General features: G+C 65.9%; 16 protein-coding genes. 12 read left to right on the plus strand and 4 right to left on the minus strand.

Features of this window, described 5'->3' with window-relative positions:
• Nucleotides 1-87: 87 nt before the first annotated feature.
• The 3 genes from fmt to D2V17_RS03515 all read left to right on the plus strand — a co-directional run bounded on the left by fmt (nt 88) and on the right by D2V17_RS03515 (nt 2,180).
• A complete protein-coding gene (fmt, locus tag D2V17_RS03505; protein WP_119591750.1) occupies nt 88-993 on the plus strand; it encodes a methionyl-tRNA formyltransferase in 906 nt (301 codons plus the stop codon).
• Entirely contained in the window at nt 990-1,736 is a 747-nt protein-coding gene (truA, locus tag D2V17_RS03510; protein WP_119591751.1) for a tRNA pseudouridine(38-40) synthase TruA, read from the plus strand. Before fmt ends, truA begins: the two co-directional genes overlap by 4 nt.
• Nucleotides 1,737-1,886: 150 nt before the next feature.
• Nucleotides 1,887-2,180 carry a UrcA family protein gene (locus D2V17_RS03515; RefSeq protein ID WP_119591752.1) on the plus strand — a complete coding sequence of 98 codons (294 nt, stop codon included), beginning with the start codon at nt 1,887-1,889 and terminating at the stop codon, nt 2,178-2,180.
• Between the two features lie 91 nt (nt 2,181-2,271).
• Here D2V17_RS03515 and D2V17_RS03520 read toward each other — a convergent pair whose 3' ends face one another.
• The 3 genes from D2V17_RS03520 to D2V17_RS03530 all read right to left on the minus strand — a co-directional run bounded on the left by D2V17_RS03520 (nt 2,272) and on the right by D2V17_RS03530 (nt 6,322).
• Entirely contained in the window at nt 2,272-4,551 is a 2,280-nt protein-coding gene (locus D2V17_RS03520) for a transglycosylase domain-containing protein (protein ID WP_119591753.1), read from the minus strand.
• Between the two features lie 97 nt (nt 4,552-4,648).
• Nucleotides 4,649-5,632 carry a cobaltochelatase subunit CobS gene (gene cobS, locus D2V17_RS03525; protein ID WP_119591754.1) on the minus strand — a complete coding sequence of 328 codons (984 nt, stop codon included), beginning with the start codon at nt 5,630-5,632 and terminating at the stop codon, nt 4,649-4,651.
• A gap of 60 nt (nt 5,633-5,692) precedes the next feature.
• Nucleotides 5,693-6,322: a winged helix-turn-helix transcriptional regulator gene (locus D2V17_RS03530; protein WP_245978495.1), complete on the minus strand. Its 630-nt coding sequence runs from the start codon at nt 6,320-6,322 to the stop codon at nt 5,693-5,695.
• Between the two features lie 168 nt (nt 6,323-6,490).
• On the opposite strand from D2V17_RS03530, the gene D2V17_RS03535 reads away from it, so the two are divergent.
• The 5 genes from D2V17_RS03535 to D2V17_RS03555 all read left to right on the plus strand — a co-directional run bounded on the left by D2V17_RS03535 (nt 6,491) and on the right by D2V17_RS03555 (nt 9,533).
• Nucleotides 6,491-6,928 (plus strand): VOC family protein, encoded by a 438-nt coding sequence (locus tag D2V17_RS03535; RefSeq protein WP_119591756.1) that lies wholly within the window; start codon nt 6,491-6,493, stop codon nt 6,926-6,928.
• 29 nt (nt 6,929-6,957) lie between these two features.
• Nucleotides 6,958-7,617 (plus strand): glutathione S-transferase family protein, encoded by a 660-nt coding sequence (locus tag D2V17_RS03540; protein ID WP_119591757.1) that lies wholly within the window; start codon nt 6,958-6,960, stop codon nt 7,615-7,617.
• Between the two features lie 14 nt (nt 7,618-7,631).
• Nucleotides 7,632-7,988: a DUF1428 domain-containing protein gene (locus D2V17_RS03545; protein ID WP_119591758.1), complete on the plus strand. Its 357-nt coding sequence runs from the start codon at nt 7,632-7,634 to the stop codon at nt 7,986-7,988.
• Between the two features lie 113 nt (nt 7,989-8,101).
• Nucleotides 8,102-8,746: a glutathione S-transferase family protein gene (locus tag D2V17_RS03550; protein ID WP_119591759.1), complete on the plus strand. Its 645-nt coding sequence runs from the start codon at nt 8,102-8,104 to the stop codon at nt 8,744-8,746.
• 181 nt (nt 8,747-8,927) lie between these two features.
• Complete coding sequence (locus D2V17_RS03555) at nt 8,928-9,533, plus strand: glutathione S-transferase family protein (RefSeq protein ID WP_119591760.1); 606 nt, start codon at nt 8,928-8,930, stop codon at nt 9,531-9,533.
• Between the two features lie 4 nt (nt 9,534-9,537).
• Here the strand turns inward: D2V17_RS03555 and D2V17_RS03560 are convergent, their stop codons facing one another.
• Nucleotides 9,538-10,143, minus strand: a complete 606-nt coding sequence (locus D2V17_RS03560; RefSeq protein ID WP_119591761.1) for a J domain-containing protein — start codon at nt 10,141-10,143, stop codon at nt 9,538-9,540.
• A gap of 67 nt (nt 10,144-10,210) precedes the next feature.
• On the opposite strand from D2V17_RS03560, the gene D2V17_RS03565 reads away from it, so the two are divergent.
• Genes D2V17_RS03565 through D2V17_RS03580 form a run of 4 tightly spaced genes read left to right on the plus strand, consistent with a single transcriptional unit; the run spans nt 10,211 to nt 13,057 of the window.
• Nucleotides 10,211-10,471: a BolA family protein gene (locus D2V17_RS03565; protein ID WP_245978497.1), complete on the plus strand. Its 261-nt coding sequence runs from the start codon at nt 10,211-10,213 to the stop codon at nt 10,469-10,471.
• 4 nt (nt 10,472-10,475) lie between these two features.
• Nucleotides 10,476-11,183 carry a glutathione S-transferase gene (locus D2V17_RS03570; protein ID WP_119591763.1) on the plus strand — a complete coding sequence of 236 codons (708 nt, stop codon included), beginning with the start codon at nt 10,476-10,478 and terminating at the stop codon, nt 11,181-11,183.
• A gap of 15 nt (nt 11,184-11,198) precedes the next feature.
• A complete protein-coding gene (locus D2V17_RS03575) occupies nt 11,199-12,155 on the plus strand; it encodes an aldo/keto reductase (protein WP_119591764.1) in 957 nt (318 codons plus the stop codon).
• A 5-nt stretch (nt 12,156-12,160) separates the two neighbouring features.
• A complete protein-coding gene (locus D2V17_RS03580; protein WP_119591765.1) occupies nt 12,161-13,057 on the plus strand; it encodes a pirin family protein in 897 nt (298 codons plus the stop codon).
• Nucleotides 13,058-13,143: the final 86 nt, after the last annotated feature.

Here is a 13,143-nt window from a genome sequence, read left to right on the forward strand (position 1 = left end):
AGCTTGTGGAAGGGCTGTCCTTTCTTATAGCGGGGTAAAGAGCAAATGCAGAGCTTCGACAAGCTCAGCCCAGACGGGAAGTGAAACTTGCGTATAATTTTTATGGGGACCCCGGATTTCTCGGTGCCGGTGCTCGATGCCCTGCAAGAGGCCGGACACGAAATCTGCGCGGTCTATACCCAGCCGCCGCGGCCCGCCGGTCGGGGCAAGAAGTTGCGCCCCTCGCCGGTGCAGACCCGCGCCGAGGCCCTGGGGCTAGAGGTGCGCCATCCGGTCAACTTCGCCGCCGCCACCGAGCGCAAGGCCTTCGCCGCGCTTGAGGCCGATATTGCGGTGGTGGTGGCCTATGGCCTGCTGCTGCCCGTCGAGGTGCTGACCGCGCCCAAGCTCGGCTGCGTGAACGTCCACGCCTCGCTGCTGCCGCGCTGGCGCGGGGCCGCGCCGATCCAGCGCGCCATCGAATCGGGCGATCCGATGACCGGGGTCACGATCATGCAGATGGAGCAGGGGCTCGACACCGGCGACATGCTGCTACGCGACGAAACCTCCACCGCCGGCAAGACCAGCGGCGATCTGCACGTCCAACTCGCTCAGATGGGCGCGCGGCTGATGGTCAATGCGCTCAGCCGCCTGTCCAGCCTCACCCCGCTGCCGCAGGACGAGATCGCGGCCACCTATGCCGCCAAGATCGACAAGAGCGAGACGCGGCTCGATTTCACCAAGGCGGCAGGTCTGCTCGAACGCGAGGTGCGCGCCTTTGCGCCCTTCCCCGGCGCATGGTTCGAGCTGGACGGCGCACGCATCAAGCTGCTGCGCGCCGAGGTGGTCGACGGCCGGGGCGCTCCGGGCACGGTGCTCGACGAGCGGCTGACCATCGCCTGCGGCGACCGCGCCCTGCGCCCGGTCGAGCTGCAACGCGCGGGCAAGCCGGCCATGGGTCTGGCCGAGTTCCTGCGCGGCAATCCGGTGGCCGAGGGCACCGTGCTCGCATGACCCGCTTCGCGCTCACCGTTGAGTTCGATGGCACGCCGTTCATGGGCCTGCAACGGCAGGACCACGGCCCCACGGTGCAGCAGGCCATCGAGGATGCCGCGCACAAGGTGACGGGTGAACACCCGATCCTGTTCAGCGCCGGGCGCACCGACAGCGGGGTCCACGCCCTCGCCATGCGGTGCCACCTCGATATCGAGAAGCAGATCGAGCCGTTCCGCCTGTCCGAAGCGCTTAACGCGCACCTGCGGCCCGATCCGGTGGCGGTGATCGGCTGCGAGGTGGTGCCCGATGACTGGCACGCGCGCTTCTCCTGTCTTGGCCGCGCCTATGTCTACCGCATCGCCAACCGCCGCGCGCCGCTGACGCTGGAGAAGAACCGCGCCTGGCACGTTGCCCGCCCGCTCGATGCCGAGGCCATGCACGAGGCGGCGCAGGCGCTGGTGGGCTTGCACGACTTCACCACCTTCCGCTCGGCCCATTGTCAGGCGGCCAGCCCCGTAAAGTCGCTCGACCGGCTCGACGTGCGGCGCGAGGGCGATCACATCCTGATCGAGGCCGAAGCCCGCAGTTTCCTCCATCATCAGGTCCGCTCGATGGTCGGCACCTTGTCGCTGGTCGGGCTTGGCCAGTGGCGCATCGAGCAGGTGGGCGAGGCACTGGCCGCGGCCGACCGTTCGGCGCTCGGCCTCAATGCGCCGCCCGAGGGGCTCTATTTCCTGCGCGCTTCCTACCCAGAAGACTGAAAATCCATCACATCACAGTTGCAATGATTGCAATTCCGCATGCGCTAATCGCATTTGCGTTGAATTATGATGCACCGCACAACGGTGGGACAGAAGACAAGATGAGATGATGCAGGAAGGCGATCACTTCACCTAGCAAGGGACGCTACCATGAAGAAATTCCTGATCGCCAGCCTCACCGCTGTTGTTGCCGCCACCTCGGTCGCCGCTGCCGCCGCCGAAGAAGTCCAGATCGCCATCAGCCACGAGGGCCTCGACCTCACCAAGGCCTCCGACGTAGCCGTGATGCGCGACCGGATCGAGACGACCGTAGCCAGCGCCTGCGCCAAGGCCACCCGCCGCAGCCAGCGCGAAGCCTGCGTGCGCGACGGCACCGCCAAGGCCATGGGCCAGCTTGAAGCGCGCAGCCGCATCGCCGTGGCCTACACCAGCGCCGCCCGCTGATTTCCGCGGCATCGCTATCGAAGAAGGCCCCGCAAGCACGCTTGCGGGGCCTTCTGCTGTGCATCGTCAGGGCAAGGTCCGCACTTGTCCGCTAAGGCCCCGCGCCACTTTCCTGCGCCGGCCCGCGCATCGCTTCGATCGCACGGCGCGCTTCGCTTCTTGCCGCATCGAGTTGCTGCGCCGCCTGATCGCGCGCTCGTTCGACCGCCCGGCGCGCCGCCGCCTCCTGATCGACATCGACCGAGAGCGTGCCATCGCCGATGCTCGCCCCGACCGGTACGCCATCGACCTCCGACGAGATCACCGCTTCACCATCGCGGATGATCAGCCGGGTGCCGTCGCCGATGGGAAACTCGCCATCGGTCGGCACGTCCAGCGGCTGCACCGGACCGGACGGATCGGGCCGCGGCGTCTCGCGCGTCGGCACGCTCTGGCCCGAGATCGCGCTGGCCATGAAATCACGCCAGATCCGCGCCGGAAGCCCGCCGCCGTGGACCCCGTTGAGCGGTGAATTGTCGTCGTTGCCGACCCAGACGCCGACCACCAGCCGGTCGTCCCCCTCGCCCGCATAGCCGACGAACAGCGCATCGCGGTTGTCCTGCGTGGTGCCGGTCTTGCCGAAGTTCGGCCCCGACAGGATCGCCGCGCGGCCGGTGCCCGAATTGATCGCCCCGCGCAGCAGCGTCTCCATCTCCTCACGGTCACCGAAACCGAGCGAGCTCTTCCCGTTCCACAGCCAGTCGAACCAGCCCTCCTCCGCTTCGGGGAAGGCGTGGGCCTCGACCGGGAAGGCATTGCCCGCCACCCCGGCATAGGCACTGGTCAGTTCGAGCAAGGTCATCGTGCTGGTGCCGAGCGCAAGGCTCGGATCGCCCGCCGGAAGATCCGATGTAACGCCGAGATCGCGCGCGGTCTCGATCACCTTGTCGATCCCCACCTGCTGCGCCAGCCGCACTGCCGCGACATTGGAGCTTTGCGCAAAGGCATCGGCCAGCGTGATGGTGGGCGAATAGTGGCCCCCCGCATTGCGCGGGCGATAGGAGCCGGTGGTGAACTCGGTGTTGTCGATGATGTCATTGGGGTGCCACCCGTTGCGCAGGGCGGCGAGGTAGACGAACAGCTTGAAGGTAGACCCGGGCTGGCGGCGCGCCTGCGTGGCGCGGTTGAACGGGCTGGCGGCATAGTCCTTGCCGCCGATCATCGCCACCACCTCGCCGTTGGGCCGCATCGCCACCAGCGCCACCTGCGCCGTGCCGAGCGGAGCGCGCTCGGTCACCCGGCGGGCGATGTTCTGCAGGCGCGAATCGAGCGTGGTGGTGATCGTGCGGCTCGCATAGGCCTCGGCCCCGCCCGCTTCGGCCTGCGGCAGTGCCCAGTCGGCGAAATAGGTGCCGGTCGGCAGCTCCTCGCGCTCGCGCACGTCGAGCCGGGGCACCTGCATCGCATCGGCCTCGGCTTGACTGATGTAGCCCGCCGCGACCATCGCGTTCTTCACCAGCTTGAAGCGCGCGGCGGCCAGATCGGGGTTGCGCGTAGGGGCAAGGCGGCTCGGTGCCTGCAACAGGCCCGCCAGCATCGCCGCCTGTTCCGGCTTCAGGTTTTCCGGCTTGCGGTAGAAATAGTGCAGGCTGGCCGCACGCAGGCCATACATGTTGTCGCCGAAATAGGCGTTCGAGAGATAACGTTCGAGGATCTCGTCCTTGGTCAGCCAGGCCTCCAGCCAGAACGCGATCAGCGCCTCGCGCGCCTTGCGGGTGAGCGTGCGCTCGGGGCTGAGGAAGGTGAACTTGGCGAGCTGCTGCGTAATCGTCGAGCCGCCGCCGGTGCCGGTGAGCGCCGCGCGCGCAATGCCGCGCGGATCGACGCCCCAGTGCGAATAGAAGCGCCGGTCCTCGATGGCGAGGAAGGCCTCGACCACGTGCGGGGGCAGATCGGCCACCAGCACCGGCTCGCCCACCACCGCGCCTTTGCGCGCAATCGGCGTGCCGTCGGCGGCCAGCAGCGTGACCTGCGGGGCGGCGATCGGCTGCAACGACTTGCTGAGCGGCGCGGTGATCGCCAGCCAGCCGACCAGCAGGAAAAACACCATCAGCACCGCCGCGCTGATGCGCCCGAACCACCAAAGCCAGCCGCGCGCCGCGATCCGGGCCCAGATCCGCCCTCTTAGCGTGGTGCGTGGGGGCGGCGTCTGCGGGAGATAGGACGGCTGGCGCGGCTCACGCGGGCGGAGGCGCAGATCGTCATCCTCGTCGTCATCAAGATCGGCATAGGGCGACCACGGCGCATCCTCGAGCGCAAGATCGCGCGGCGCACCGGAGTCGCGCCAGTCACCCGCAGAAGCGGGCTTACGCGACGAGGAAAACGGCCACATCGAGGCTACGCAAGTGTATTGTCACAGCAACACACTATTGAAGCGCGCCGCCTGAAGCAAGGCTGAACTGCCCTGCTCCGTAGACGGCCCGAGGCGATCAGCCCTGACGGACCGCACTCTCGGGCAGATCCTCGCCGAACACGCGCTGATAATATTCGGCCACCAGCATCCGTTCGGCCTCGTCGCACTTGTTGAGGAACGAGAGCCGGAACGCGAGCCCGACATTGCCGAAAATCTCGGTGTTCTCAGCCCAGGTGATAACGGTACGCGGGCTCATCACGGTCGAGATATCGCCGTTGATGAAGCCCTGGCGCGAAAGATCGGCCACGCGGATCATGTTCGCGACCATGGCGTCGTCAAGCTTGGTCTTGGCGCCGACGATCTTGCGCTCGGTCTCGGCGGGCAGATAATTGAGGCCGACGACGATGTTCCAGCGGTCCATCTGGCCCTGGTTGATCGCCTGCGTGCCGTGATAGAGCCCGCTGGTGTCGCCGAGGCCAACGGTGTTGGCCGTAGCGAACAGGCGGAAGTTCGGATCGGGGCGGATCACGCGGTTCTGGTCGAGCAGGGTCAGCTTGCCCGCCTGCTCCAGCACGCGCTGGATCACGAACATCACGTCAGGGCGGCCCGCGTCATATTCGTCGAACACCAAGGCAACCGGGTGCTGGAGAGCCCAGGGCAGCAGGCCTTCGCGGAATTCGGTCACCTGCAAGCCGTCGCGCAGCACGATGGCGTCGCGCCCGACGAGGTCGATACGGCTGATATGGGCATCGAGGTTGATGCGGATACACGGCCAGTTAAGGCGCGCGGCGACCTGCTCGATATGGGTCGACTTGCCGGTGCCGTGATAGCCCTGCACCATCACCCGGCGGTTATGCGCAAAGCCCGCGAGAATCGCCAGTGTGGTATCCGGGTCGAACACGTAGTTCGGATCGGTATCGGGCACGCGCTCGTCAGCCTTGGAAAAGGCCGGGACTTTCATGTCGATATTGATCCCGAAGGTCTCGCGCACGTCGAGTTCGATGTCGGGAGCGGCCATCACAGTGCCGTCGGTTTCGTGAGTCTTGGTCATTTCGGTCATCTCGTGGGGATGCCTAGCGGCGCTGCATGCGTGCCGCAACACGCATTATGGTGCGCCGTGTCAGGCGGCGACCTTCTCCGGCCAGCCAAGCGCCGCGATCAGTTGCGAAAGCTCGTCCGCCTTGCCCGTGATCGCCCTGCCCTCGCCTGCGGCAAGCCAGACATCGAACGGCATCCGGCCATAGAACAATGCCAGCATCGCATTGCCGCTCTCGGCGCGTACGACCACGTCCTGCGCCGAAGTATCGCCGCGCCTCACGATGACAGTCGCACCCGCGACCCAGGCCACGAAGCGGTGATGACCGATCTCCAGCCCCAGTGTCAGCCCGCGCGTATCCTTGCCGCGAACGGGATCGAAGGTCATCGGCAGGGTCAGCGCGAAGGCCGTCGCGCTCATCGGGAGGAACCCGTCATGCTGGTCGGAGCGCATCGCCCACAGCACCATCTCGCGAATGATCGGCAGCACCTCGTAGCCCCATGGCGTGAGTTCGTAGGCCTCGGTGGAGGCGGGCGGCGGCAGCATGGTCTTGTGCAGCACCCCCGTTTCCGCGAGGCCGTTCAGCCGCTCGGTCAGCACGCGGGCGGAGATCGCGGGCAGGTCGGCGCGCAGTTCGGAGAACCGGCGCGGGCCCAGCAACAGCTCGCGCACGATCAGCAGCGACCAGCGTTCTCCCAGAAATTCCAGTGCCATAGCCATGCCGCAGGCATCGCTGTACCAGCGGCCATGCAGCTTCTCAGAATGTTTGGTTGTTTTTTCCGACCCCATGGTTGTATTATGTAACTCACGGGCGCAATCAAGGCAAGCAAAACGATTCGCGAGGGGCCTCGTCCCTCGGCGAACGCCGATGGAGAGCTCCCGATGTCGAAGATGATTTTCGTCAATCTGCCGGTGACCGACCTCGCCCGGTCGATGGCCTTTTACACCGCCGCCGGCTTCACCAACGAGCCGCGCTTCACCGACGACACCGCTGCCGCCATGCAGTGGTCGGAACACATCATCGTGATGATCCTCACCCACGAGAAGTGGAAGAGCTTCACCGACAAGCCGATCCCCGATGCGCACCAGACGGCGCAGGTCGCGCTGTGCATCAGCATGGAGAGCCGCGAGGCGGTCGATGCGATCGTCACGGCGGCGGCAGCCAATGGCGGCAAGGCCGATCCCAACCCGCCGCAGGACTATGGCGTGATGTACGGTCGCAGCTTCGAAGACCCCGACGGCCACGTGTGGGAGCCGATGTGGATGGACCCGAAAATGGCCACCGGTGAGATCGAACCGCCCGCCCACACCCCCGCGTAGTCCGCTCAGCCGTTGCAAGGAATGCCCCGATGACCGACCATGCGATCACCATTTCCGCCTTTTCCTGGGTGCCCGACTTCGCGCGCGGCAACGTGCGCGATCTGCCCGTGCGCTGGGCGCTTGAGGAACTCGGGTGGGACTACAAGGTCCAGCTGCTCGATGCGAAAACCCCGCGCGGGGCTGACTATGTCGCCTGGCAGCCGTTCGATCAGGTGCCCGCCTACCGCGATGGCGAGGTCGAGATCTTCGAGGCCGCCGCGATCCTGCTCCATCTGGCCGAGAAGTCGGGTCAGCTGCTCCCCGCCGATGCTGCGGCGCGCGCGCGGGCCATAAGCTGGCTGTTTGCCGCCGTGAACGCGGTCGAGCCGCCACTGCGCAACGTATCGACCTTCCCGCTGTTTTACGGCGACAGCGACTGGGCCGCTCCCGCTGCCGAAGCGCTCACGCCCTTTGCCAACAAGCGCCTCACCCGCGTTTCCGACGCGCTCGGCGGGCAGGACTGGATCGCGGGCGAGTTCAGCATTGCCGACATCATGCTGACCTTCATCCTGCGCACGATCGGCGGGACGCTGGTGGAGGCCTTCCCCAGTCTCACCGCCTATATCGAGCGCGGCAAGGCCCGCCCCGCCTACCAGCGTGCCCATGCCGCGCAACTGGCCGATTTCGCTGAAGAAAACGCACCCGCCTGATTGGGAGAAACACCATGTATATCCAGGGATTTCTGACCCCCGTTCCCGAAGATGCGAAGGACGCCTACCTCGCGCTCGCGCAAAAGGTCGCCGCCAAGCTTACTGAAGTCGGCGTGACCGAACTCGCCGAATGCTGGGAGGAAGACATCGCCGACGGCAAGCTCACCGACTTCCGCATGGCCGTGAAGGCCGAGCCGGGCGAAAAGGTGGTGTTCTCGTGGATGGTCTGGCCCGACAAGGCCACTGCCGATGCCGGTCACGAAAAGATGACCAGCGACGGCTTCTGGGACGATGCGATGGACGAGGTGCCATTTGACGGCAGGCGTATGGTCTTCGGCGGCTTCACTCCGATCTTTACGCAGGGACGCTAAGCGCGCCCTGCCCTAGACAACCGCAGCAAAAAAGCGGGCAGACGAGACGCGGCAAACAGGCCTATCATCGCCTCAGCCGCGGCATAAGACTCGGCGAACTCGGAGACCTTGCGATGCTCGAACTCTATGGCCACCCCTTGTCCAGCTACACCTGGAAGGCGCGCATTGCGCTGCTTGCCAACGATACCCCGCACGTCCTGAAGATGGTCGATCCGGGCCACCCGGACAACTCGGCCTTCGTGGCGGCGGCCCATCCGGCGGGGAAGTTTCCGGTGCTGAAGGACGGCGACACCATCGTGATCGAGAGCAGCGCGATCATCGAATATCTGGCGCTTGCCCATCCGGGCGATGCTCCGCTGATCCCGTCGGACCCCGACGATGCGATCGCCGCCCGCATGCTCGACCGGGTGTTCGACAATTATGTGATGGCGCCCACAACCGAGATCGTGCTCGCCCATCTCGCCGCCGCGCCCGATCCGGCAGTGATCGAGCGCGCCAGTGCAAACCTGCTGCGTACCTATGGCTGGCTCGAAAACTGGCTCGAAGGCAACCTCATGCCCGCCCATTTCTCGCTTGCCAGCTGTGCTGCCGCGCCCAGCCTGTTCTATGCCGACTGGGTTTGCCGCATTCCCGATGCCTGCCCGCGCGTGAAGGGATTGCGGGCGGAACTGCTGTCTTACCAACCTGTCATCCAGTGTGTCGACGAGGCACGCCCCTATCGCAAGATGTTCCCGCCCGGCGCGCCCGACCGCGACTGATGGAGGTGGTGACGAACGAATTGTCCGTACCATCGCTGATCGATGCACCGCCCGCAAAGGTGTGGGATGTGATGGCCAACCGCAAGAGGTTGCACGGCCCCAATGGCGAGGCGGCTTGACCGGCACGCTTCATGCGCTAGCTTTGTTCATTATTTGTTCTCATCGATTCGCGGAGCGCGCCATGGCCGATTATACCCTGTTCTTTAACCCGATGAGCCGGGCACTGATCGCCAAGTGGGCGCTGGAAGAAGCGGGCGCGGATTACGACCTGTTTCCGGTCGAGTGGGAGAGCAAACCGGCGGAGCTGTTCGCAGCCAATCCGCTGGGCAAGATCCCCGCCCTCATCCACCACCGCGCAGAAGGCGATCTGGCGGTGAGCGAAGGCGCGGCGATCTGTCACTATATCGCCGAAACGGCCGCCCCCGCACTGCTGCCGAACGACGGGGAAAAGGCAGACTATTTCCGCATGATGTTCTTCGCCGCCGGCCCGCTGGAGGCAGCGATCTCGAACAAGGCGCAAGGCTGGGTGCCGGACGGCGAACGCGCCGAGTTAACGCTGGGCTATGGCAGCTTCGAACGGGTCGCGGCCATGCTCGACGGCTGGTTTGCCGAGCGTGACTACGTGTGCGGCGAGCGCTTCACGATGGCGGACGTCTATGTCGGCAGCCAGGTTGACTGGGGGCTGCGGTTCGCTTCGATCCCGGCTGGCGAGAACCTCGACGCCTATGCGGCAAGGCTGCGCGATCGGCCCGCCTACGCGGCGACCATGGGCGGGATACCGGGCTGAAAGCTCAGGAAAAGCCGTGCGCGCGCCGCAGCACCTGATAGGCCTCGACCACGCGCTGAAGGCGGTTTTCGTGGCTGCGGTCGCCGCCGTTGCGGTCGGGGTGATAGCGGCGCACCAGCTCGGAATAGCGGCGGCGCAGCTGCGGTTTGTCGGCTTCCTGCGTCAGGCCCATCACCTGCAAGGCCTCCCGCTCGCGGGCGGAAAATCGAACTGCCCGCGCCGCATCGGCTTGCGCCCGCTCTCCGCGGGAACGCGCCGCGTTGCGAATGCCCTCTGCCCGCGCGCCGATGGCGTCGAGCGGGTCCTCGAAGTCTGCCCAGCGCGGGGTCGCGAAATGCGCCGCACCGCGAAAGCTCGGGCTTTCGCGCCGCCAGCCCGCTGCGGGCGACTGCGCTGCGTAGATTTCGTCGGCACTCATGCCTTCGAACCAGTCGTAACCGGCGTTGAACTCGCGGATGTGCTCAAGGCAGAACCAGCGATAGTCGCCCGGACCGTCGAACCCGTGGCCGCGCGAGCCGGGTGCCCGGAATTCGCCCACTTCTTCGCATCCGGGGCGGTCGCATGTCCGCGTGCTGTCCTCGAACCTGCCGTGAAACTTGGTCTGTCGCATTCGGCTTATGATGGGGGCCTAGGCGGGCAAAGGAAAGCCCCCTACATGGGGCCACATGGCCGAAACGATGCAATCCACGATCGAAACCCTCCTTACCGAGGCCCTGCAACCCACCCGGCTCGAGGTGATCAACGAGAGCGCACACCACGCGGGCCATTCGGGCGACGATGGCACCGGCGAATCGCATTTCGCCGTGATCATCGAGAGCCCGAAATTTGCCGGTGTAAGCCGCGTGATGCGCCAGCGCATGGTCAATCAGGCGCTGGGCGACATTCCGGGCGGGCGGGTCCACGCACTCGCGATCAAGGCCTCGGCACCGGGAGAATAGCCGCATGAGCTATCAGCTGTTCTACTGGCCGAGCATTCCCGGGCGCGGCGAATTCGTGCGTCTGTTCATGGAAGCCGCCGAGCTGGACTACGAGGACATCGCCCGCACCGACGGCGCCGATGCGTTGGTGGAGGACCTGCACGCACGGGAAGGCATCCGCCCCTTCGCCCCGCCCTATCTGGTCGACGACGAGGTGGTGATCGGGCAGACCGCGCTGATCCTGCTCTACCTGTCCGACAAGGAGGGCCTCGGCTCGGGCGACCTCGCCACCGATCTCAAGCTGATGCAGCTGCAGATGGACATTGCCGATCTGGTCGAGGAGATCCACGGCACGCACCACCCGATCGCGCCCGGCCTCTACTATGCCGACCAGATGGACGCGGCCTATGAAAAAGCCGCCGATCTGCGCGCCAACCGGCTGCCCAAATATCTGATCCACTTCGACAATGCGCTCGCCGCCAACGGCGGGCCGTTCATGCTCGGCGAGCAGTGGAGCCATGTCGACACCAGCCTGTTCCAGCTGATGGAGGGGCTCGACTACGCCTTCCCTACCTATATGGCGCAGATGCAGGGCACCTGGGCCAATCTGGAGGCCTTGCAGGCCGCCGTGCCCGATATCGAAGGTCTCGCCGCTTATCTCGCCAGCGAGCGGCGGATGGAGTTCAACGACGACGGCATTTTCCGCCACTACGAAGAACTCGACGAACAATAGGGAGCGCGGTTGCTAATGGATTATGTCCGCCTTGGTCGCACCGAAGCCATGGTCAGCGTGGCGGGGCTCGGCTGCGGCGGGCATTCGCGGCTCGGCATGGCGGGCAGCGCGTCGAGCGCGGAGGCGAGTCGGATCGTTGCCAAGGCGCTCGATCTGGGGGTGACTTTTCTCGATACGGCGCGGTCCTACGGCACCGAAGAGGCGGTCAGCCTTGGCATTCGTGGGCATGACCGGGGAAAACTGTTTATCTCGACCAAGAGCTGGACCGGCACGGACCTGTCGAACCGCAATCCCGATCCGCTGCCCGTGACCGATTTCGTCGCCAATCTCGAAACCAGCCTGCGCGCGCTCGGCACCGACTATGTCGATCTCTGGCACCTGCACGGGGTCGCGCCGTTCCAGCTTGAGCACGTCTACAACGAGTTGCTGCCCGAGATGCACCGCCAGCGCGACCTCGGGAAAATCCGCTTCATCGGCATCACCGAGGCCTTTCGCGAAGACCTGCGCCACGAGGTGCTGCAACAGGCGCTGCCGACCGGCCTGTTCGATGTCGCCATGGTCGGGTTCAATATGATCAACCCCGGCGCGCGGCGCCGCCTGTTCCCGCTCGCAATCGAGCACGATGTCGGCACGCTGATCATGTTCGCGGTGCGCCGCGCGCTGAACTCACGCGAGAATGCGGCGGAGGCGGTGGGCAGGCTGATCGAACTGGGTGAAGTGGACCCGGCATTGGTCGATCCGGCCGATCCGCTCGGCTTTCTGGCCGCGCACCCCGCGATCAAATCGCAGGTCGAGGCCGCCTATCGCTTCTGCCGCTATGAACCCGGCGCCCATGTCGTGCTGACCGGCACGGGCAAGGAAGCGCATCTCGAAGAGAACGTCCAGTCGATCCTCGCCCCGCCGCTGCCTGCCGAAACCAGCGAGCGGCTCGCGCGTATCTTTGGGCAGGCCACCAGCATTTCCGGGGAGTAACACCCATGAGCATCATCCAGACCGTCACCCCCGTCAGCCACGACCTCGGCGGGTTCACCGTGCGCCGTGCGGTACCCAGTCCGCAATGCCGGATGGTCGGGCCTTTCGTGTTCATCGACCAGTTCGGCCCCGCCCGGCTCGATGTCGGCGACGGGATGGACGTGCGCCCGCATCCGCATATCAACCTCGCCACCGTCACCTGGCTACTCGGCGGCGACCATGCCGGCGCAATCGAGCACCGCGACAGCCTTGGCACCTTCAGCACGATCCGTCCCGGCACGGTCAACCTGATGACCGCCGGGCGCGGGATCGTCCATTCCGAGCGCTCGCCGCAGGACGAGCGGCAGAAGGGCGCAGGGCTTTACGGGATGCAGACCTGGCTCGCCCTGCCTGAGCGCCATGAGGAGATCGACCCGGCCTTCGAAGCCGTCAGCGACCTGCCGCTGATCGAGGATTCCTGCGTGAAGGCGCGCGTTATCATGGGCACACTGTGGGGCCGCAAGGCGCCCGTCACCACCTATGCCGAGACGATCAACGCCGAGATCGTGCTTGCGGGCGGCGGCAGCATCCCCATCGACGCCGAGGTCGACGAGCGCGCGGTGATGTTGGTCGGCGGCGCGGCGACGATCGATGGCCAGCCGCTCGGGCTTTACGAGCTGACGCTGCTCAAGCCCGGCGCGGCGATGACGCTCGCCTCTGACAGCGGCGGCACAGTGATGCTGATGGGCGGCGAGGCCTTTGCCACCAAGCGCCATGTCTGGTGGAACTTCGTCAGCTCCGACCGCGAGCGGATCAATCAGGCGAAGCTCGACTGGCGCGAAGGCCGCTTCCCCAAGGTGCCGGGCGATGAGGAGGAGTATATCCCGCTCCCCGAAAAGCCCAAAACCGTGAGCTATCCCTGAGCGAAAAGCGCCGCTAAGGCTCTGATCCATGACCCGCACCGCTCTTTGCGCCGCCATTGCAGCGGCCCTCATCGCCGTACCGGCAC

This window comes from Aurantiacibacter xanthus, assembly GCF_003584015.1.
GTDB lineage: Bacteria > Pseudomonadota > Alphaproteobacteria > Sphingomonadales > Sphingomonadaceae > Alteraurantiacibacter > Alteraurantiacibacter xanthus.

What these genes read in the sequence shown, in the direction of transcription:
- D2V17_RS03555 (WP_119591760.1), top strand. Translation starts at nt 8,928, where the DNA reads ATGGCCGATTATACCCTGTTCTTTAACCCGATGAGCCGGGCACTGATC.
- D2V17_RS03550 (WP_119591759.1), top strand. Translation starts at nt 8,102, where the DNA reads ATGCTCGAACTCTATGGCCACCCCTTGTCCAGCTACACCTGGAAGGCG.
- cobS (WP_119591754.1), bottom strand. Translation starts at nt 5,632, where the DNA reads ATGACCGAAATGACCAAGACTCACGAAACCGACGGCACTGTGATGGCC.
- D2V17_RS03515 (WP_119591752.1), top strand. Translation starts at nt 1,887, where the DNA reads ATGAAGAAATTCCTGATCGCCAGCCTCACCGCTGTTGTTGCCGCCACC.
- D2V17_RS03565 (WP_245978497.1), top strand. Translation starts at nt 10,211, where the DNA reads ATGCAATCCACGATCGAAACCCTCCTTACCGAGGCCCTGCAACCCACC.
- D2V17_RS03520 (WP_119591753.1), bottom strand. Translation starts at nt 4,551, where the DNA reads ATGTGGCCGTTTTCCTCGTCGCGTAAGCCCGCTTCTGCGGGTGACTGG.
- D2V17_RS03530 (WP_245978495.1), bottom strand. Translation starts at nt 6,322, where the DNA reads ATGGCACTGGAATTTCTGGGAGAACGCTGGTCGCTGCTGATCGTGCGC.
- D2V17_RS03570 (WP_119591763.1), top strand. Translation starts at nt 10,476, where the DNA reads ATGAGCTATCAGCTGTTCTACTGGCCGAGCATTCCCGGGCGCGGCGAA.
- D2V17_RS03580 (WP_119591765.1), top strand. Translation starts at nt 12,161, where the DNA reads ATGAGCATCATCCAGACCGTCACCCCCGTCAGCCACGACCTCGGCGGG.
- D2V17_RS03535 (WP_119591756.1), top strand. Translation starts at nt 6,491, where the DNA reads ATGTCGAAGATGATTTTCGTCAATCTGCCGGTGACCGACCTCGCCCGG.
- D2V17_RS03560 (WP_119591761.1), bottom strand. Translation starts at nt 10,143, where the DNA reads ATGCGACAGACCAAGTTTCACGGCAGGTTCGAGGACAGCACGCGGACA.
- D2V17_RS03540 (WP_119591757.1), top strand. Translation starts at nt 6,958, where the DNA reads ATGACCGACCATGCGATCACCATTTCCGCCTTTTCCTGGGTGCCCGAC.
- truA (WP_119591751.1), top strand. Translation starts at nt 990, where the DNA reads ATGACCCGCTTCGCGCTCACCGTTGAGTTCGATGGCACGCCGTTCATG.
- D2V17_RS03575 (WP_119591764.1), top strand. Translation starts at nt 11,199, where the DNA reads ATGGATTATGTCCGCCTTGGTCGCACCGAAGCCATGGTCAGCGTGGCG.
- D2V17_RS03545 (WP_119591758.1), top strand. Translation starts at nt 7,632, where the DNA reads ATGTATATCCAGGGATTTCTGACCCCCGTTCCCGAAGATGCGAAGGAC.